This window comes from Streptomyces sp. NPDC020299, from assembly GCF_044387825.1.
GTDB lineage: Bacteria > Actinomycetota > Actinomycetes > Streptomycetales > Streptomycetaceae > Streptomyces.
This window is the reverse complement of record NZ_JBIRWL010000007.1, coordinates 363,194-377,702: the sequence shown is the minus strand read 5'-3', so window position 1 is coordinate 377,702 and position 14,509 is coordinate 363,194. Positions and strand designations below refer to the sequence as shown.

Genomic DNA, 14,509 nt, shown 5'->3' with positions numbered 1-14,509 from the left:
GGGAACACCGGGTCATTCCACGAACAGCCCCCGTGCCGACGCCCGCGCGTCGAACTCCTCCAGCCGCGCCTGGGCGTCCGGCAGGTCGTCGCACATGGCCTCCAGCAGCACCCGCCCCAGCAGCATCGGCGCGCACGCGGTGTCGAAGGCGAGCCCGGTGCCGACGGCGGCCGGCAGCAGCAGGTCGGACACCTTGGCGACCGGCGCGAACGCCGAGTCGGCGACGGTGACCACGGTCAGGCCCGCCTCCTTGGCGTAGGCGAGGGTGTCGACGACCTCGCGGGGATGCCGCGGCAGCGCGAAGCACAGCAGGGTGGTGGCCCCGGCCCGGACGGCCGCGTCGACGCGGTCGTGGATCATCGTGCCGCCCTCGCCCAGCAGCCGGACGTCCGGATGGACCTTGGCGGCGAAGTACGCGAAGCCGTAGGCCTGGGAGGCGGCGGCCCGCAGTCCGAGCACCGGCAGCGGACGGGAGGCGGCGAGGAGCCGGCCGGCCCGCTGCACCGGACGCGGGTCGGCCAGCACCTCCGCGAGGTGCCGGAGGTTCTCGATCTCGCTCTCCACGGCCTGCTGGTACTCGTTGTACGGCGCCGAGCCCACCGCGGGTTCGGCGGGCACGACCTCGCGCAGGTGCTTGCGCAGGGCCGGGTAGCCGTCGAAGCCGAGCGCGACCGCGAAACGGGTCACCGAGGGCTGGCTGACCCCGGCCAGCTCGGCCAGCTCCACGCTGGACAGGAAGGGCACGTCGCCGGCCCGCCGCACCATGCTGTGCGCGATGCGCCGCTGGGTCGGCGTGAGCCGGTGCCCTTCGAAGAGCGCCTGCAAGCGGGCGGCAGGACTGTCGGTCACGCTCATGACGTGCTCCCCCTCCAGATGTCCGTGAACCGGTCGAGCAGTGCGGCCGCCGCCGACACGTCGTCCGTGAGCGGCCGGTCGGCCTGGTCGTCGTCGAGCACCGACTCCGCCAGTGCCAGCGCGCGTCCGACCGGCAGTTCCGGGTCCGGCCTGAGGTCGCGCTGACGCAGCGCGCGCACGGCGGCGACGAGTTCGCAGCCGACCACCAGACGGTACGCACCACAGGCACGCAGCGTCTGCCGGGCGGCGAGCGAGGCGAAGCTGGCCTGTTCCTCGACGCCCCGGGAGAGTACAGCGTGACCGAGCGACGCGGGAGCCGAGAACGCGCGCAGCTCGCCGAGGGCGGCTTCGGCGGCGTACTCCAGGATCATCACTCCGGAGGAGGCGGCCTCGTGGTCGGCGAGGAAGGGGCGCAGCCGGGTGTAGGCGGGCTCGTTGAGGGTGGACAGCCGGGACGTGGACAGCCGGGCCACCTGGGTGATCGCCAGCCTGAAGTGGTCCAGTGTGAGGGACAGTTGGGCCTGGTAGAAGCCGCCGTGGTGGTAGGCGGCCATGTCCTCGGGGCAGATGAGGGGGTTCTCGGCGGCCGCGTTGATCTCTGTCGTGAGCACCTCCTCCAGCAGGTCCGCCGCGTCGTGCGCGGGGCCGTGGACCTGGGGCAGGCAGCGGAAGCCGTAGGGGTCCTGGATACGGCCGAGCGGCGGCGTGGGCCGGTCGGCGGCGCCGATCAGCTGCCGCATGCGGCGCGCCACTTCCGCGCTGCCCCGGTGCGGGCGGGCCTCGTGCACGGGAGCGGCGTAGGCCTCGTGCGAGCCGTCCACGGCCAGCAGGGAGAGGGCCGCGACGACCTGGGTGGCGGCGACGAGTCCGCGCAGCTCGTGCAGGGCCAGGGCGGACTGGCCGAGGGTGAGCGCGTTGCTGCTGATCAGGGCGAGGGCGTCGTTGTTGTCGAGGGGCTGCGGCTCGGGCGCGCGGACGGCGGGCGGTGAGGTGGGCCCGTCCGGCCCCCGCCACGGCTGCTCGCCCGCCAGTGCCAGCCCGACCTGTGCCAGGGCCGCGATGTCCCCGGTACCGACGGAGCCGAACTCGTTGACGACCGGGTACGCGCCCGTCTCCAGGGCCTCGCACAGGGCGGTGACGATGCTGGGGCGCAGACCGGCACCCCCGGCCAGGAGCTGGTTGGCGCGGACGGCGAGCGTCGCCCGTACCTGACGGGCCGGCAGTTCCGCGCCGATGGCGCCGGCGTGGCTGCGCAGCAGACGCAGGCCGTGTCCGGCGGCGGCCTCGGTGGGCACGTCCTCGTTCCGGTTGGCGCCCACGCCGGTGGAGCGGCCGTAGACCCGCCCGGTCGCGGCGATCTGCCGGGCCGCGTCCCAGGACTCCGCCACCCGCTTCATCGCGTCGGTGCCCGGCACCGGCCGGGCCGCGCCGTCGGCGAGCCGCACGACGTCCGCCACGCCGAGGCCGACTCCGTCGAGGACGACGAGTCCGCGGTGCTCGGGGGTCGCGGTTCCCGGTCTGTCCACCACCCGAGACGGCATGAAGTCCAAAGCCCCCTCCATCCGAACATTCACCTATTCAGACACCAAGAACTCTGCATGACCTCATACAGCCAAGCAAGTGGCATCTCATGATCCGGTGCGGCACGGCACCAAGTAGGGGGGCTAACCCCAGTGCGGCGGGCGTCCCCGCTCCCTACCGTGTCCTCATGACCGCTATGGAGGCGCGGGACGCCGATCTGAAGAAGGAACTCGACGCCACCCTGCAAGCGCGCAGGGAGCTGGGTGAGGAGTACGAGTCCGCGCTGGTGGACTCGTTCCTGGAGAAGGTCGAGCAGCGTATCGACGGCGCGGTGGAGCGCCGGGTGCGCCGGCAGCTGGCCGAGCAGCAGCTCCAGGTCGCCCGGGGCAGCCGGGAGCCGAGGAACGGGGACTCCTGGGGTGAGCGCTTCGGCTTCGGCATCGTCTCGCTGGTGCTGGCGATCCCGCTGTCGGCGATCGGCGGCGGCATCGCACACCTGCCCGGCATGCTCACCGCCTGGGCGGGCATCGTGGGCGTCAACGCCGTCCAGGCGGTCCGCGCCAACCCGGGCCTGTTCGACGGGCGGCGCCGCGCCTCCTCCCAGGACTCCGACTGGGAGGAATGACCGGAGTGCCCCTCACGCCTGCCGGGTCGGCAGCACCATGATCTGCCGCAGGTTCACGTGCCGGGGGCGGCTCGTCGCGTAGGCGACGACGTCCGCGACCTCGTCCGAGGCCAGCCCGCCGATCCCCTCGAACATGCGGTCGAGCTCACCGGCCAGCGCCGCACTGCCCACGTGCGTCCCGAGCTCGGACTGCGTCAGCCCCGGCTCGATGTTGGTGACCCGCACGTCGCGCGGCCCGAACTCGGTGCGCAGCGACTGGGACAGATACGTGACGGCGGCCTTGGTCGCCCCGTACACCGCGTAGTTGGGGAACGTGATGTGGGCGCCGATCGAGGAGATGTTCACCAGGTCCGCGGTACGGCCCTCGGCGGCGGCCCCCACCAGGTCGGCGGTGAAGGCGCGGATCACCCGCAGCACTCCGCTCACGTTGGTGTCGAGCATCCGCTGCCACTCGTCGAGCCGGCCGTCGTCGATCGGGTGGGGCAGCATGACGCCGGCGTTGTTGACGACCAGGTCCACGGACCCGTACGCCTCCTCGATCCGCTCCTTGGCGGCCCGCACGGACGCGTCGTCGGTGACGTCGGCGACGACCGCCAGCGCCTGCCCGCCGTCGGAGCGGATCTTCGCGGCGATCTCCTCCAGCCGCTCCCCGCGCCGGGCGAGCAGCACGACCCGCGCGCCGTTCGCGGCCAGCAGCACGGCGACTGCCTGGCCGATTCCGCTGGCAGCCCCGGTGACGACGGCGGTACGGCCGGAAAGGTTCTCGTACGACATGGGTGGCTCCCTCGGTTCGCTGCCGGGGCGTCTCCCCGGCGGCACTCACCACCCTGCGCCGCCGTCCCGGCCGTACCCAGGGATGCGCTTTTCCTGGGTCTGCCAGTACCAGGTTCGCGGCCGGCCTCTCCCCTACCATCGAACCCATGGACGGGGATCTCGGAGACTTTCTGCGCTCGCGCCGCGCCCGCATCCAGCCCGAGGAGGTGGGGCTGGCCTCGCACGGACGGCGCCGGGTGCCCGGGCTGCGCCGCGAGGAGGTGGCGCAGCTGGCCGGGGTGAGCGTCGACTACTACATCCGGCTGGAGCAGGGGCGGGGCCCTGGGGGCACCTCCCGGACGAAGTCTGGGGGAGTCTCGGATGCCGTGCTGGACGCGATCGCCCGGGTGCTGCGGATGGACGAGACCGAGCACGAGTACCTGCGGACGGTGGCGCGGCCCCGGCAGAAGCAGGGCAAGCGCCCGCCCGCGCCCCGCGTACGCCCCGGCGTGCAGCTGCTGCTGGACGGCATGGAACACAGCCCGGCCTTCGTCCTCGGCCGCCGTATGGACGTACTGGCCTGGAACGCTCTCGGGGACGCGGTGAACGGCTTCAGCCGCATGGCCCCCGAGGAGCGGAACATCCCCCGCTACTTCTTCCTCGACCCCGCGAGCCGGGACTTCTACCCGGAGTGGTCCGCGGTGGCCGTCCAGACGGTGGCCTACCTGCGCCTGGCCGCGGGCGTGTACGCCGACGACCCCGGGCTGTGCGCCCTGGTCGGCGAACTGTCCGTCAAGAGCGAGGAGTTCCGCCGTCTGTGGGCCGACCACCAGGTCGCGGAGTGCGCGTACGGCGTGAAGAAGATCCGGCACCCGGTGGCGGGCCTGCTGACCCTCCCGTACGAGTCCCTGACCACCCCGGCGGACCCGGAGCAGACGATCGTGGTCTACACCCCGGAGCCGGGCTCGGAGACGGCCGAACGGCTGGCGCTGCTGGCCAGTTGGGAATCCGCGCACGCCCGCTGAGAAAGAATTGCGCGGGGACCGCCGCACCCCCGTTGCCGGGGGGCGGGACGACGGCGGTCCCCGCGGGGGACGCGGGCCGGGTCAGGGCCGGGCTTGCGCGTCCGTGGCGTCCTTGGAGGTCCGGGAGCCGCTCCGGAGGTCCTTGGCGCCGCTGGGCGCCGGCCGGGACGGGGAGCCGCTCCCGCCCTGCCGACACCCACTAATGTGCCGGACCCGTGTTAAGCGGGTGCTGCGCGCACGTGACGCGCTCGTACCACTTCCGCGAAGTCCACCACTTCGGTAGGACACCGCAAGTTCCGCCGCGACACCGGCGGTTCACCGGACGTTCGCTACTGCTTCCCGCCCTTGGCGAGGAAGGACAGCAGGTCCTGCCGGCTGACCACACCGGTCGGCTTGCCCTCGACGAGGACGATCGCGGCGTCCGCCGAACCGAGCACCGACATCAGGTCCCCGACCGGCTCGCCGGAGCCGACCTGGGGCAGCGGGGCGCCCATGTGCTTCTCCAGCGGATCCTCCAGCGAGGCCCGCTTGTTGAACAGCGCGTCGAGCAACTCCCGCTCCACGACCGACCCGACGACCTCGGCGGCCATCACGTCCGGGTGACCGGCGCCCGGCTTGACCACCGGCATCTGCGAGACGCCGTACTCGCGCAGCACCTCGATGGCCTCGCCGACGGTCTCGTCGGGGTGCATGTGGACCAGGGACGGGATGGAGCCGGCCACCTTGTCCTGGAGGACGTCCGCGACCCGGGCGCTGGGGCCCTCGTCCTCGAGGAAGCCGTAGTCGGCCATCCACTCGTCGTTGAAGATCTTGCTGAGGTAGCCGCGGCCGCTGTCCGGGAGCAGGACCACGACGACGTCGTCCGGGCCGAGCCGCTCGGCGACCTTGAGGGCCGCCACGACGGCCATACCGCAGGAGCCGCCGACCAGCAGCCCCTCCTCCTTCGCCAGCCGCCGGGTCATCTGGAAGGAGTCCTTGTCGGACACGGCGACGATCTCGTCCGCCACCGTCCGGTCGTAGGCGGTCGGCCAGAAGTCCTCACCGACGCCCTCGACGAGGTACGGCCGTCCGGAGCCGCCGGAGTAGACCGAGCCCTCCGGGTCGGCGCCGACGACCTGGACCTTGCCGTCGCTGACGTCCTTCAGGTAGCGGCCGGTGCCGGAGATGGTGCCGCCGGTGCCGACGCCCGCCACGAAGTGGGTGATCTTCCCCTCGGTCTGCTCCCACAGCTCGGGGCCGGTCGAGTGATAGTGCGAGAGCGGGTTGTTGGGGTTGGAGTACTGGTCGGGCTTCCAGGCGCCGGGCGTCTCACGCACCAGCCGGTCGGAGACGTTGTAGTACGAGTCCGGGTGCTCCGGATCCACGGCGGTCGGGCACACGACCACCTCGGCGCCGTACGCCCGCAGCACGTTGATCTTGTCGGTGCTCACCTTGTCGGGGCACACGAAGATGCACTTGTACCCCTTCTGCTGGGCCACGATGGCCAGGCCCACGCCGGTGTTGCCGCTGGTCGGCTCGACGATGGTGCCGCCCGGCTTGAGCTCCCCGCTCTGCTCGGCGGCCTCGATCATGCGCAGGGCGATGCGGTCCTTCACGGAACCGCCCGGGTTGAAGTACTCCACCTTGGCCAGGACGGTCGCCCGGATCCCCTTGGTCACACTGTTGAGCCTCAGCAGCGGGGTGTTGCCGACGAGGCTGATCATCGAGTCGTGGAATCGCACCGTTGTCTCCGGTTGCCGCAAAAAGATGTGGTCGTGATTGGTCCCGCCAGCCTACGGCCCCCGACGACGCCACGACGGCCTTCACTCCGCGTTGAGATTGGCGCACGGGCTGTACGGGGCAAGGAGTGGGTGTACGGCTTGAAGGAGGTGGCCACGAGGCATGACGAGCATGTCGAGGGCGAGAGTGGCCCGGCGGATCGCGGCCGGTGCGGCGTACGGCGGTGGCGGGGTCGGGCTGGTCGGCGCGGCCACCGTCGGTGTGGTGCTGGCGGAGCTGCGGCTGGCCAAGCGGCACGTGGGCAACGGCACGCGCGGCCGGGTGCCGGTGGCGGACGGCCGGTACGGCGCCGAGTACGACATCCCCGGCGAACCGCCGCTGCGCCTGACCGTCCTGGGCGACTCCACGGCCGCCGGCCAGGGGGTGCACCGGGCCGGGCAGACACCGGGCGCGCTGCTGGCCGCGGGACTGTCGGCGGTGGCGGAGCGGTCGGTGGAGCTGCGCAATGTCGCCCAGCCGGGGGCCCAGTCGGACGACCTGGACCGCCAGGTGGCGCTGGTCCTCGCGGATCCGTCCGCCGCCGACATCTGCGTGATCATGATCGGTGCGAACGATGTCACGCACCGGATGCCCCCGACCCGCTCGGTCCGTCATCTGGCGGCGGCGGTACGGCGGCTGCGCACGGCCGGTGCCGAGGTGGTGGTCGGCACGTGCCCCGATCTGGGCACCATCGAGCCGGTGCAGCAGCCGTTGCGCTGGCTGGCCCGGCGCGCCTCCCGGCAGCTGGCGGCGGCCCAGACGATCGGGGTGGTCGAGCAGGGCGGCCGCACGGTGTCGCTGGGCGACCTGCTGGGCCCCGAGTTCGCCGCGAATCCGCGTGAGCTGTTCGGCCCCGACAACTACCACCCCTCCGCCGAGGGCTACGCCACGGCGGCGATGGCGGTCCTCCCGACCGTATGCGCCGCCCTCGGCCTCTGGCCGGCGGAGGAGGACCGCCCGGACGTCTCGCGCCGCGAGGGCTTCCTCCCGGTGGCCCGCGCGGCAGCCGAAGCCGCGGACGAGGCCGGCACGGAGGTCACGGCAGCGATGCCGACCGGCCCCCGCGGCCCCTGGGCCCTCCTCAAACGCCGGCGCCGAAGGAGGCTCCCAGAACCCCAGCCCACCTCCGAGCCGACACCCTCGCCGTAGCGGGGGCGCAGGCCCGCCGGGGTACAGGCCCGCCGGGGTCCAGGCCCGCCGGGGCGCAGGCCCGCCGGGGCGCAGGGGCACAACCCCGCCGGGGGGGAAGGACGCGGGGGCGCAGGGGCACAGCCCGCCGGGGGGCAGGGGGCGGAGCCCCCGTGGGGTCGAAGGGGCGGAGCCCCTGGGGGCGGGAATGGGCAGGGGCGGCGGGGGCGAGAAAGCAAGCGCTTAGAAACTGCGGTCAGGGTCACACCCCGTTACTCGTGACCTGGGCCATACGTACGGGTAACTTCGCAGGAAGCCCCCAGCCCAACTCCCCGTACGCCAATGGAGCCGTGATGCCCGAAGCCGTCATCGTCTCGACCGCCCGTTCCCCGATCGGCCGCGCCTTCAAGGGCTCTCTCAAGGACCTGCGCCCGGACGACCTGACCGCCACGATCATCCAGGCCGCCCTGGCGAAGGTCCCCGAGCTGGACCCCAGGGACATCGACGACCTGATGCTCGGCTGTGGCCTCCCGGGCGGCGAGCAGGGCAACAACCTCGGCCGGATCGTCGCCGTGCAGATGGGCATGGACCACCTGCCGGGCTGCACGATCACCCGTTACTGTTCCTCCTCGCTGCAGACCAGCCGCATGGCCCTGCACGCCATCAAGGCCGGCGAGGGCGACGTCTTCATCTCGGCCGGCGTCGAGACGGTCTCCCGGTTCGTCAAGGGCAACTCCGACAGCGTGCCGGACACCCACAACCCCTTCTTCGCCGAGGCCGAGGCCCGTACCGCCGCCGTCGCGGAGCAGGAGGGCACCACCTGGCACGACCCGCGCGAGGACGGCCTCGCCCCGGACGCCTACATCGCGATGGGCCAGACCGCGGAGAACCTCGCCCGCCTGAAGGGCGTCACCCGCCAGGACATGGACGAGTTCGGCGTCCGCTCCCAGAACCTCGCCGAGGAAGCCATCAAGAACGGCTTCTGGGAGCGCGAGATCACCCCGGTCACCCTCCCCGACGGCACGGTCGTCAGCAAGGACGACGGCCCGCGCGCCGGCGTCACGCTGGAGGGCGTCCAGGGCCTCAAGCCGGTCTTCCGCCCGGACGGCATGGTCACCGCCGCCAACTGCTGCCCGCTCAACGACGGCGCCGCCGCGCTCGTCATCATGTCCGACACCAAGGCCCGCGAGCTGGGCCTGACCCCGCTCGCCCGCATCGTGTCGACCGGCGTCTCCGGCCTGTCCCCCGAGATCATGGGCCTCGGCCCGGTCGAGGCCAGCAAGCAGGCCCTCCGGCGCGCCGGCCTGACGATCGACGACATCGACCTGGTCGAGATCAACGAGGCCTTCGCCGCCCAGGTGATCCCCTCCTACCGCGACCTCGGCATCGACCTCGACAAGCTGAACGTCAACGGTGGCGCCATCGCCGTCGGCCACCCGTTCGGCATGACCGGCGCCCGCATCACCGGCACGCTCATCAACTCGCTCCAGTTCCACGACAAGCAGTTCGGCCTGGAGACGATGTGCGTCGGCGGCGGCCAGGGCATGGCGATGGTCATCGAGCGCCTCAGCTGAGCGCCGTTCACGCGGCCTTGACGCAGCCGTAAAGTAGCGGTCACCGGACCCAAAGTGACCCTCCGGCCCGGCCTTCGAGAAAACCTCGAACGCCGGGCCGGTTTGTGATCCAATCTCCCCCAGGATGTGACCTATCTCCCCCGGGAGATGTCAAGGCAGGTCAGAGCGGCTGCACACAGAAGCCCACGACAGGGATCTGTCCGTTTCGTGACGTTACGCACTGACAGCTGGTTAGTCCGCCCTTCAAGCTGATGTAGGAAGTCGGGGGTCGACTTTTAACCGGGAGTACGTCAGTGAGCGCCATGCCGATCGCCCTGCTGGTCACCACGGCCGCCACCGGCGCCGTGGGCGTCGCCGTCCTGCGCACCCTTCTGGGCCTGCGGCGGCAGCTCGCGGCCCTGCGCACGCAGCTCGCCGAGACCACCCAGAACGACGCCGCCGCGACGCGCGCCCTGGTGCCCGCCGCCCGGACCGCCGAGGCCGAGGAGATACGGGCGGCCGTCGCCGAGGCACTCGCCGAGGAGCGGGAGCGCGAGCTGGCCGAGGCCCGGGCGTTCTGGGCCGCCCAGGAGGCCCGTGAGGCCTCCGACATGCCCACCCTGCTCGGTCTCCCCGACAGCGAGCTGTTCCTGCCCCGTACGGCCGACTTCGCGGGCCTGGAGCCGGTGACGGAGCCCGGCCCGGACAACGACGAGTTCGCCGGAGAGTCCCCGGAGCTGGCCGCGGCCCGCCGCCGCCACCCCTCCCACCCCGACTTCGTCCCGGTCCAGTCGCCGGTCGTGGGCGACCACGAACGCACGGTCACCGTCCTGGAAGGGCTCGCCGAGTCCCGCACGGAACTGACCGACGTACGCCCCGGCCCCCTCGGCACCCTCGACGTCTACGTCTTCGCCGACGGTACGACCCTGTGCATGACCCCCGGCCACCGCGAGACCGCCGAACGCCTGGCGGCGGCCCTGCGCGCCGGCGAGAAGCCGCACCTGCTGGGCGGCTCCGGCATCTCGGGCGCGTACACGCTGACGTTCGCGTGCGGCGAGGAGAGCGTCTACATCCTGGCGGACAGGGTCATCGCCTCGCTCTGAGGCACCGAGCCGGTCAGACCCCCGCCCTCTTCTGCGCCTCCGCCACCAGCCTCACCGCTTCGTCGACCTCGACGTCACTCGACAGCACGACCGCCAAGTCATGCCCGGCCACGGTGATTTGGTCGGCCGCCGCGAACATCCCCGCGTCCGGCATCTCCCGCGGCTCCCCCGAAGGGTCCTCGAGCCGCTGGGCCCACACGGCCAGCTCCCGGCCCAGTCGCAGAGCCTCAGCGGCAGCGCTCCGTTGCAGTCGGGACTGCGGCGCCGCCCGCAAACGGTCGGCGAAGTGATCCACGGCACGGGTCAGGGGCGTCGTATCAACCACGCCGTGAGCGTAACGCGTCCGAGCGGGACTGTTGCCAACACGGCAACGCTAGGGCACGGTGACGTGAAGGACCGGCTTACATCCCCTTTGCGTTCGGAGGTGCCGATGTCCCAACTCTTCTCCGAGGAGACCCACCGCAACCTGCTCGCCCGCATCCCCCAGTGCACCGGTCGTGAAGTCTCCGACTGGTTGCGCACCGTCGAAGACGGACCCTCTCTCTTCCGCTTCGAGGAAAAAGTCAGCTGGCTCCGGCACGAGCACAACCTCGCGTACGGCCACGCCAAGGCGATCGTCCACGAGTACGACCTGAGGAGGGCCGCGCGCAAGCTGCGCTAGGGCGACACGGGCCAGGCCCTGGCAGCGCATCCGCAGACAGCACCCACACACGGCGAAGGGCCCCGGGGCGAACCCGGGGCCCTTCTCACTGCCGCTGGGCGGTGACCGGTCGCTGTGACCAGTCGCTGCTGCTGTACTAGTCGCTGCTGGTGAAGATGGCCGCGAGCCGCAGCATCTCCACGTAGATCCACACCAGGGTCAGGGTGAGGCCGAACGCGGCCAGCCAGGCCTCCTGGCGCGGGGCGCCGTAGGCGATGCCGTCCTCGATCTGCTTGAAGTCGAGGGTCAGGAAGAACGCGCCGATGAGCACCGCCAGGATGCCCACGGCCGCGCCCAGCGGGCCGAAGCTGCGCAGACCGCCGTCCTCGGCGACGCCGAACACCACCAGCAGCAGGTTGACCGCCATGACCAGGATGAACGCCATGGCGATGGCCAGACCGATCCGGGCGTACCGGGCGGTGACGCGGATCCAGCCCGCCTTGTAGATCAGGAGGGTGGCCCCCGAGACCGCCATCGTGCCGAGCACCGCCTGGAACGGGGCGCCGCTCCACCGGCTGTTGTACATCTCGCTGATCACGCCGAGGAAGACGCCCTCGAAGGCGGCGTATCCCAGGATCAGCGCGGGCGAGGGGGTGCGCTTGAAGCTCTGGACGAGCGCCAGGACCATCGCGACCAGCGCGGATCCGACCGCCAGGCCGTAGCTGCCGGCCGAGACGGGAAGCAGGGCCCAGGCGAGGACCGCGCCGACGGCGACGGTGCCGAGCGTCATGGCCGAGCGCATGACGACGTCGTCCATCGTCATCCGGCCGGTGGCGGCCGGGGCCTGCGGCGGAGCGCCGTACTGCTGGTCCGTCTGGGCGTACTGGTTGGTCGCGTAGGGGTTCTGCGCGTAGGGGTTGCCCTGCTGCGCATACGGGTTGCCCTGCGCGTGCCCGGCCTGCGGCGCGGTGTTGAAGCCCGCGTAGCCGTTGTCGCGGCTGAACCCCCGTCGCGAGAAGACCGGGTTGCTGCTCCTCATTTCACTCCTCCATGGCCACCCTTCGTGGCCTTGGCTCAAGAGTAATAGATTGGCAAAGGAATGATCCTAATACTTGAGGAGGATCTTTCCCTGTCCGTGCTGGCCAACACGCTACGCGGATGCGTGATTCCCAGCCACGGAGGGATCCATTCCTCACCGAACTGGTACACAGCCGGAACCGGACAGGGATGACGGCCGCGTGACGGCCGCGCGGCGGCCACGCCCTCAGTCGAACGGGAAGCCCGTGTACGCCTCGGCCAGGTCGTTGTCGGCCGCCCGCGAGGAGGCGATCCGGGCCAGCCGGGCGAGCTGGAGGCGGTCCTCGAACGGGGTGGCGTCCGGGGCTCGGTGGAGCAGTGTCGTCATGTCGTAGGAGAACCGTTCGGCCTGCCAGACGCGGCGCAGACAGGTAGCGGAGTAGGCGTCGAGCAGTTCCGCCGAACCGGTGTCCCGCCGGTGGGTCAGCGCCCGCGCGAAGGTGACGACGTCCCCGACGGCGAGATTCAGCCCCTTGGCGCCGGTCGGCGGCACGATGTGGGCGGCGTCGCCGGCGAGGAAGAGGCGGCCGTGCCGCATGGGCTCGTGGACGAAGGAACGCATCGGGGTCACCGACTTCTGGGTGACGGGCCCGCGTTCCAGCCGCCAGCCGTCGGCGGTCTCGAACCGGCGCTCCAGCTCGTCCCAGATCTCACCGTCGGCCCAGCTCTCCGCGTCCGTGCCGGCGGGCACCTGGAGATACAGGCGGGAGACGAAGGAGTCAATGGGGAGCGAAGCGACTTCCTTGGAAGGGTGGCGGCGGGTGACGGGCGGGCGCATGGACAGCAGGGCGAAGCCTCGGTCGTGGCGGGCGTAGACCAGCTCGTCGTGCGAGGGGGCCACGTCGGCGAGGATGCCGAGCCAGCCGAAGGGGTACGTCCGTTCGAAGACTTGGGAGAGCGCGGCGGGGACGGCGTTCCTCGACACCCCCCAGAAGCCGTCGCAGCCGACGACGTACTCGCACTCCAGCACGTCCTCGCCACCCGCGTGCCGGAAGGGGACGCGGGGGCGGTCGGTGTCGGCGTCCTCGACGGCGAGGGCCTCCGCCTCGAACAGCAGCGGGCCGCCCTCCTTCAGCTGAAGGGCGATGAGGTCCTTGCAGACCTCGGTCTGGGCGTACACCATGACGGACCGGCCGCCGGTGAGGGCGGGGAAGTCCACGCGATGGCGCCGCTTGGCGAACCGCAGCTCGATCCCGTCGTGGCGCAGACCCTCGCGGTCCATGCGCTCCCCGGCGCCGACCGCCCGGAGCACGTCCGCCGTGCCCTGCTCCAGGATCCCGGCGCGCTGCCGGTGCTCGACGTAGTCACGGTCGCGGCTCTCGAGAACGACCGAGTCGATACCCGCGGTGTGCAGCAGCCGCGCGAGGAGGAGTCCGGCGGGGCCGGCCCCGATGATGCCGACGGTGGTGCGCATCGGTCGTTCCCTTCGGTTCGCCTGTCACGTCTGTTCGCCTGGTGAAATTTCCTTCACTTTTCTCGCGGTCGAGTCTCCGCGCGCCCACGGGTGATGTCAATGGTGATGTCACGGCCCCTACGCACGGCCGTCCGCCGGGCCCGCGGTCGGAATCGCGGGCCCGGCGGAGGGTGGGGGGTGACGGCGGAGCTCGGTCAGTGGCCCGGCCAGCCGTCGAGGTGGCGGTGCAGGGTCACGTCGGGCTGCGTGTCGCCCTTGGGAGCCTGCGCCACCGCGTCGTGGAGGACACCGGTGACCTCCGCGGCGAGTCCGTCGACCTTCGACTTCAGCTCGGCCGCCGGAATCGTGGACCGGGTCAGCTGGTCCAGCCGGCGGTGGATGTCGGCGAGCCGCGCTCGGGCGCTGTCGTCGAGGGTGAGCCGGGTCGGCGTGGAGACGACGAACTGGTACGCGCCGGCCAGCGTCTGACAGCCGGTGCACTTCTTGTTCGCCGCGTCACTGAGGTTCACGGCGTTCAGCCGGGTCTCGTCCCCCGTGACCGTGACGATCTGGAAGGACAGCGCCACCGACCGGCAGTGAGCGTCGGCCGAGCAGCCCGCCGAGACCGCGTTGGCCTGGTTGCGGACGGCGGTGGCGTTCACGTCGCCGAACTGGCGGATGGTGAAGGAGTCCTGCGTCTGCGTGTGGTGCGCGCGGTCGGCGTGACTGAACACGGCGTCCGACGCGACCGCCACGTGCGTCTGCGTGACGGCCTGGGCCTGGGCCGGCACCGCGGTCGCCACACCGGCGATACCGGCGGCGAAGAGGCCTATGCGGACCGCCCGTTGGGTGAGGGGGCTGCTGGTGGAGCGTGGTTTCCGGTGGCTGTTCATGGGATCTCCAGCGATGGATCGGACACGTACGGTTGGCAGCTGCCGCAGGTGGACGACTGACTGCCGCCGCGGACGCGCGGATGGTGGCCGCACGGCTCACGGCTGCCGCGGACGGGCGGTCGGCTCCCGCCCCAGGCGCGGTTGGTACTGCCACCGACCCGCGGATGGTGGCTGCCGCAGGCGCG

14 protein-coding genes are annotated in these 14,509 nt (G+C 71.8%); 6 read left to right on the top strand and 8 right to left on the bottom strand.

Translation table 11 applies throughout. The features are described 5' to 3' along the window. Window positions 1-12 precede the first annotated feature (12 nt). Both ACH45E_RS20725 and ACH45E_RS20720 read right to left on the bottom strand, forming a co-directional pair. Window positions 13-855 (bottom strand): MurR/RpiR family transcriptional regulator, encoded by an 843-nt coding sequence (locus tag ACH45E_RS20725; protein ID WP_361443626.1) that lies wholly within the window; start codon window positions 853-855, stop codon window positions 13-15. Beyond that, complete coding sequence (locus tag ACH45E_RS20720; RefSeq protein ID WP_361443623.1) at window positions 852-2,396, bottom strand: aromatic amino acid ammonia-lyase; 1,545 nt, start codon at window positions 2,394-2,396, stop codon at window positions 852-854. Before ACH45E_RS20720 ends, ACH45E_RS20725 begins: the two co-directional genes overlap by 4 nt. Window positions 2,397-2,572: 176 nt before the next feature. Here ACH45E_RS20720 and ACH45E_RS20715 point away from each other — a divergent pair, with 176 nt between their 5' ends. Next, window positions 2,573-3,001, top strand: a complete 429-nt coding sequence (locus tag ACH45E_RS20715; protein WP_361443845.1) for a hypothetical protein — start codon at window positions 2,573-2,575, stop codon at window positions 2,999-3,001. 12 nt (window positions 3,002-3,013) lie between these two features. Here the strand turns inward: ACH45E_RS20715 and ACH45E_RS20710 are convergent, their stop codons facing one another. Next, window positions 3,014-3,775, bottom strand: a complete 762-nt coding sequence (locus ACH45E_RS20710) for an SDR family oxidoreductase (protein WP_361443620.1) — start codon at window positions 3,773-3,775, stop codon at window positions 3,014-3,016. Between the two features lie 146 nt (window positions 3,776-3,921). On the opposite strand from ACH45E_RS20710, the gene ACH45E_RS20705 reads away from it, so the two are divergent. Further along, the gene (locus ACH45E_RS20705; RefSeq protein WP_361443617.1) at window positions 3,922-4,779 is read left to right on the top strand and encodes a helix-turn-helix transcriptional regulator; all 858 of its coding nucleotides are present in this window, start codon (window positions 3,922-3,924) and stop codon (window positions 4,777-4,779) included. 329 nt (window positions 4,780-5,108) lie between these two features. On the opposite strand, the gene ACH45E_RS20700 is transcribed toward ACH45E_RS20705, so the two are convergent. Beyond that, window positions 5,109-6,500 carry a cystathionine beta-synthase gene (locus ACH45E_RS20700; RefSeq protein WP_361443614.1) on the bottom strand — a complete coding sequence of 464 codons (1,392 nt, stop codon included), beginning with the start codon at window positions 6,498-6,500 and terminating at the stop codon, window positions 5,109-5,111. A gap of 160 nt (window positions 6,501-6,660) precedes the next feature. On the opposite strand from ACH45E_RS20700, the gene ACH45E_RS20695 reads away from it, so the two are divergent. From ACH45E_RS20695 to ACH45E_RS20685, 3 genes are all read left to right on the top strand, one after another. Next, window positions 6,661-7,686, top strand: coding sequence for an SGNH/GDSL hydrolase family protein (locus ACH45E_RS20695; RefSeq protein ID WP_361443611.1), 1,026 nt, complete (start codon window positions 6,661-6,663; stop codon window positions 7,684-7,686). Window positions 7,687-8,018: 332 nt separating this feature from the next. Then, on the top strand, window positions 8,019-9,239 hold the full coding sequence (locus ACH45E_RS20690) for an acetyl-CoA C-acetyltransferase (protein WP_361443608.1): 1,221 nt from the start codon (window positions 8,019-8,021) through the stop codon (window positions 9,237-9,239). Between the two features lie 293 nt (window positions 9,240-9,532). Beyond that, window positions 9,533-10,321, top strand: a complete 789-nt coding sequence (locus tag ACH45E_RS20685; protein WP_361443605.1) for a hypothetical protein — start codon at window positions 9,533-9,535, stop codon at window positions 10,319-10,321. Between the two features lie 13 nt (window positions 10,322-10,334). On the opposite strand, the gene ACH45E_RS20680 is transcribed toward ACH45E_RS20685, so the two are convergent. Beyond that, window positions 10,335-10,646: a hypothetical protein gene (locus ACH45E_RS20680; protein ID WP_361443602.1), complete on the bottom strand. Its 312-nt coding sequence runs from the start codon at window positions 10,644-10,646 to the stop codon at window positions 10,335-10,337. 105 nt (window positions 10,647-10,751) lie between these two features. On the opposite strand from ACH45E_RS20680, the gene ACH45E_RS20675 reads away from it, so the two are divergent. Next, a complete protein-coding gene (locus tag ACH45E_RS20675) occupies window positions 10,752-10,982 on the top strand; it encodes a DUF4287 domain-containing protein (protein WP_361443599.1) in 231 nt (76 codons plus the stop codon). Between the two features lie 136 nt (window positions 10,983-11,118). On the opposite strand, the gene ACH45E_RS20670 is transcribed toward ACH45E_RS20675, so the two are convergent. The 3 genes from ACH45E_RS20670 to ACH45E_RS20660 all read right to left on the bottom strand — a co-directional run bounded on the left by ACH45E_RS20670 (window position 11,119) and on the right by ACH45E_RS20660 (window position 14,324). Next, window positions 11,119-12,000, bottom strand: a complete 882-nt coding sequence (locus ACH45E_RS20670) for a Bax inhibitor-1/YccA family protein (protein WP_361443596.1) — start codon at window positions 11,998-12,000, stop codon at window positions 11,119-11,121. Between the two features lie 225 nt (window positions 12,001-12,225). Beyond that, a complete protein-coding gene (locus tag ACH45E_RS20665; protein ID WP_361443594.1) occupies window positions 12,226-13,452 on the bottom strand; it encodes a 4-hydroxybenzoate 3-monooxygenase in 1,227 nt (408 codons plus the stop codon). Between the two features lie 194 nt (window positions 13,453-13,646). Then, window positions 13,647-14,324, bottom strand: a complete 678-nt coding sequence (locus tag ACH45E_RS20660) for a hypothetical protein (protein ID WP_361443591.1) — start codon at window positions 14,322-14,324, stop codon at window positions 13,647-13,649. Window positions 14,325-14,509 lie beyond the last annotated feature (185 nt).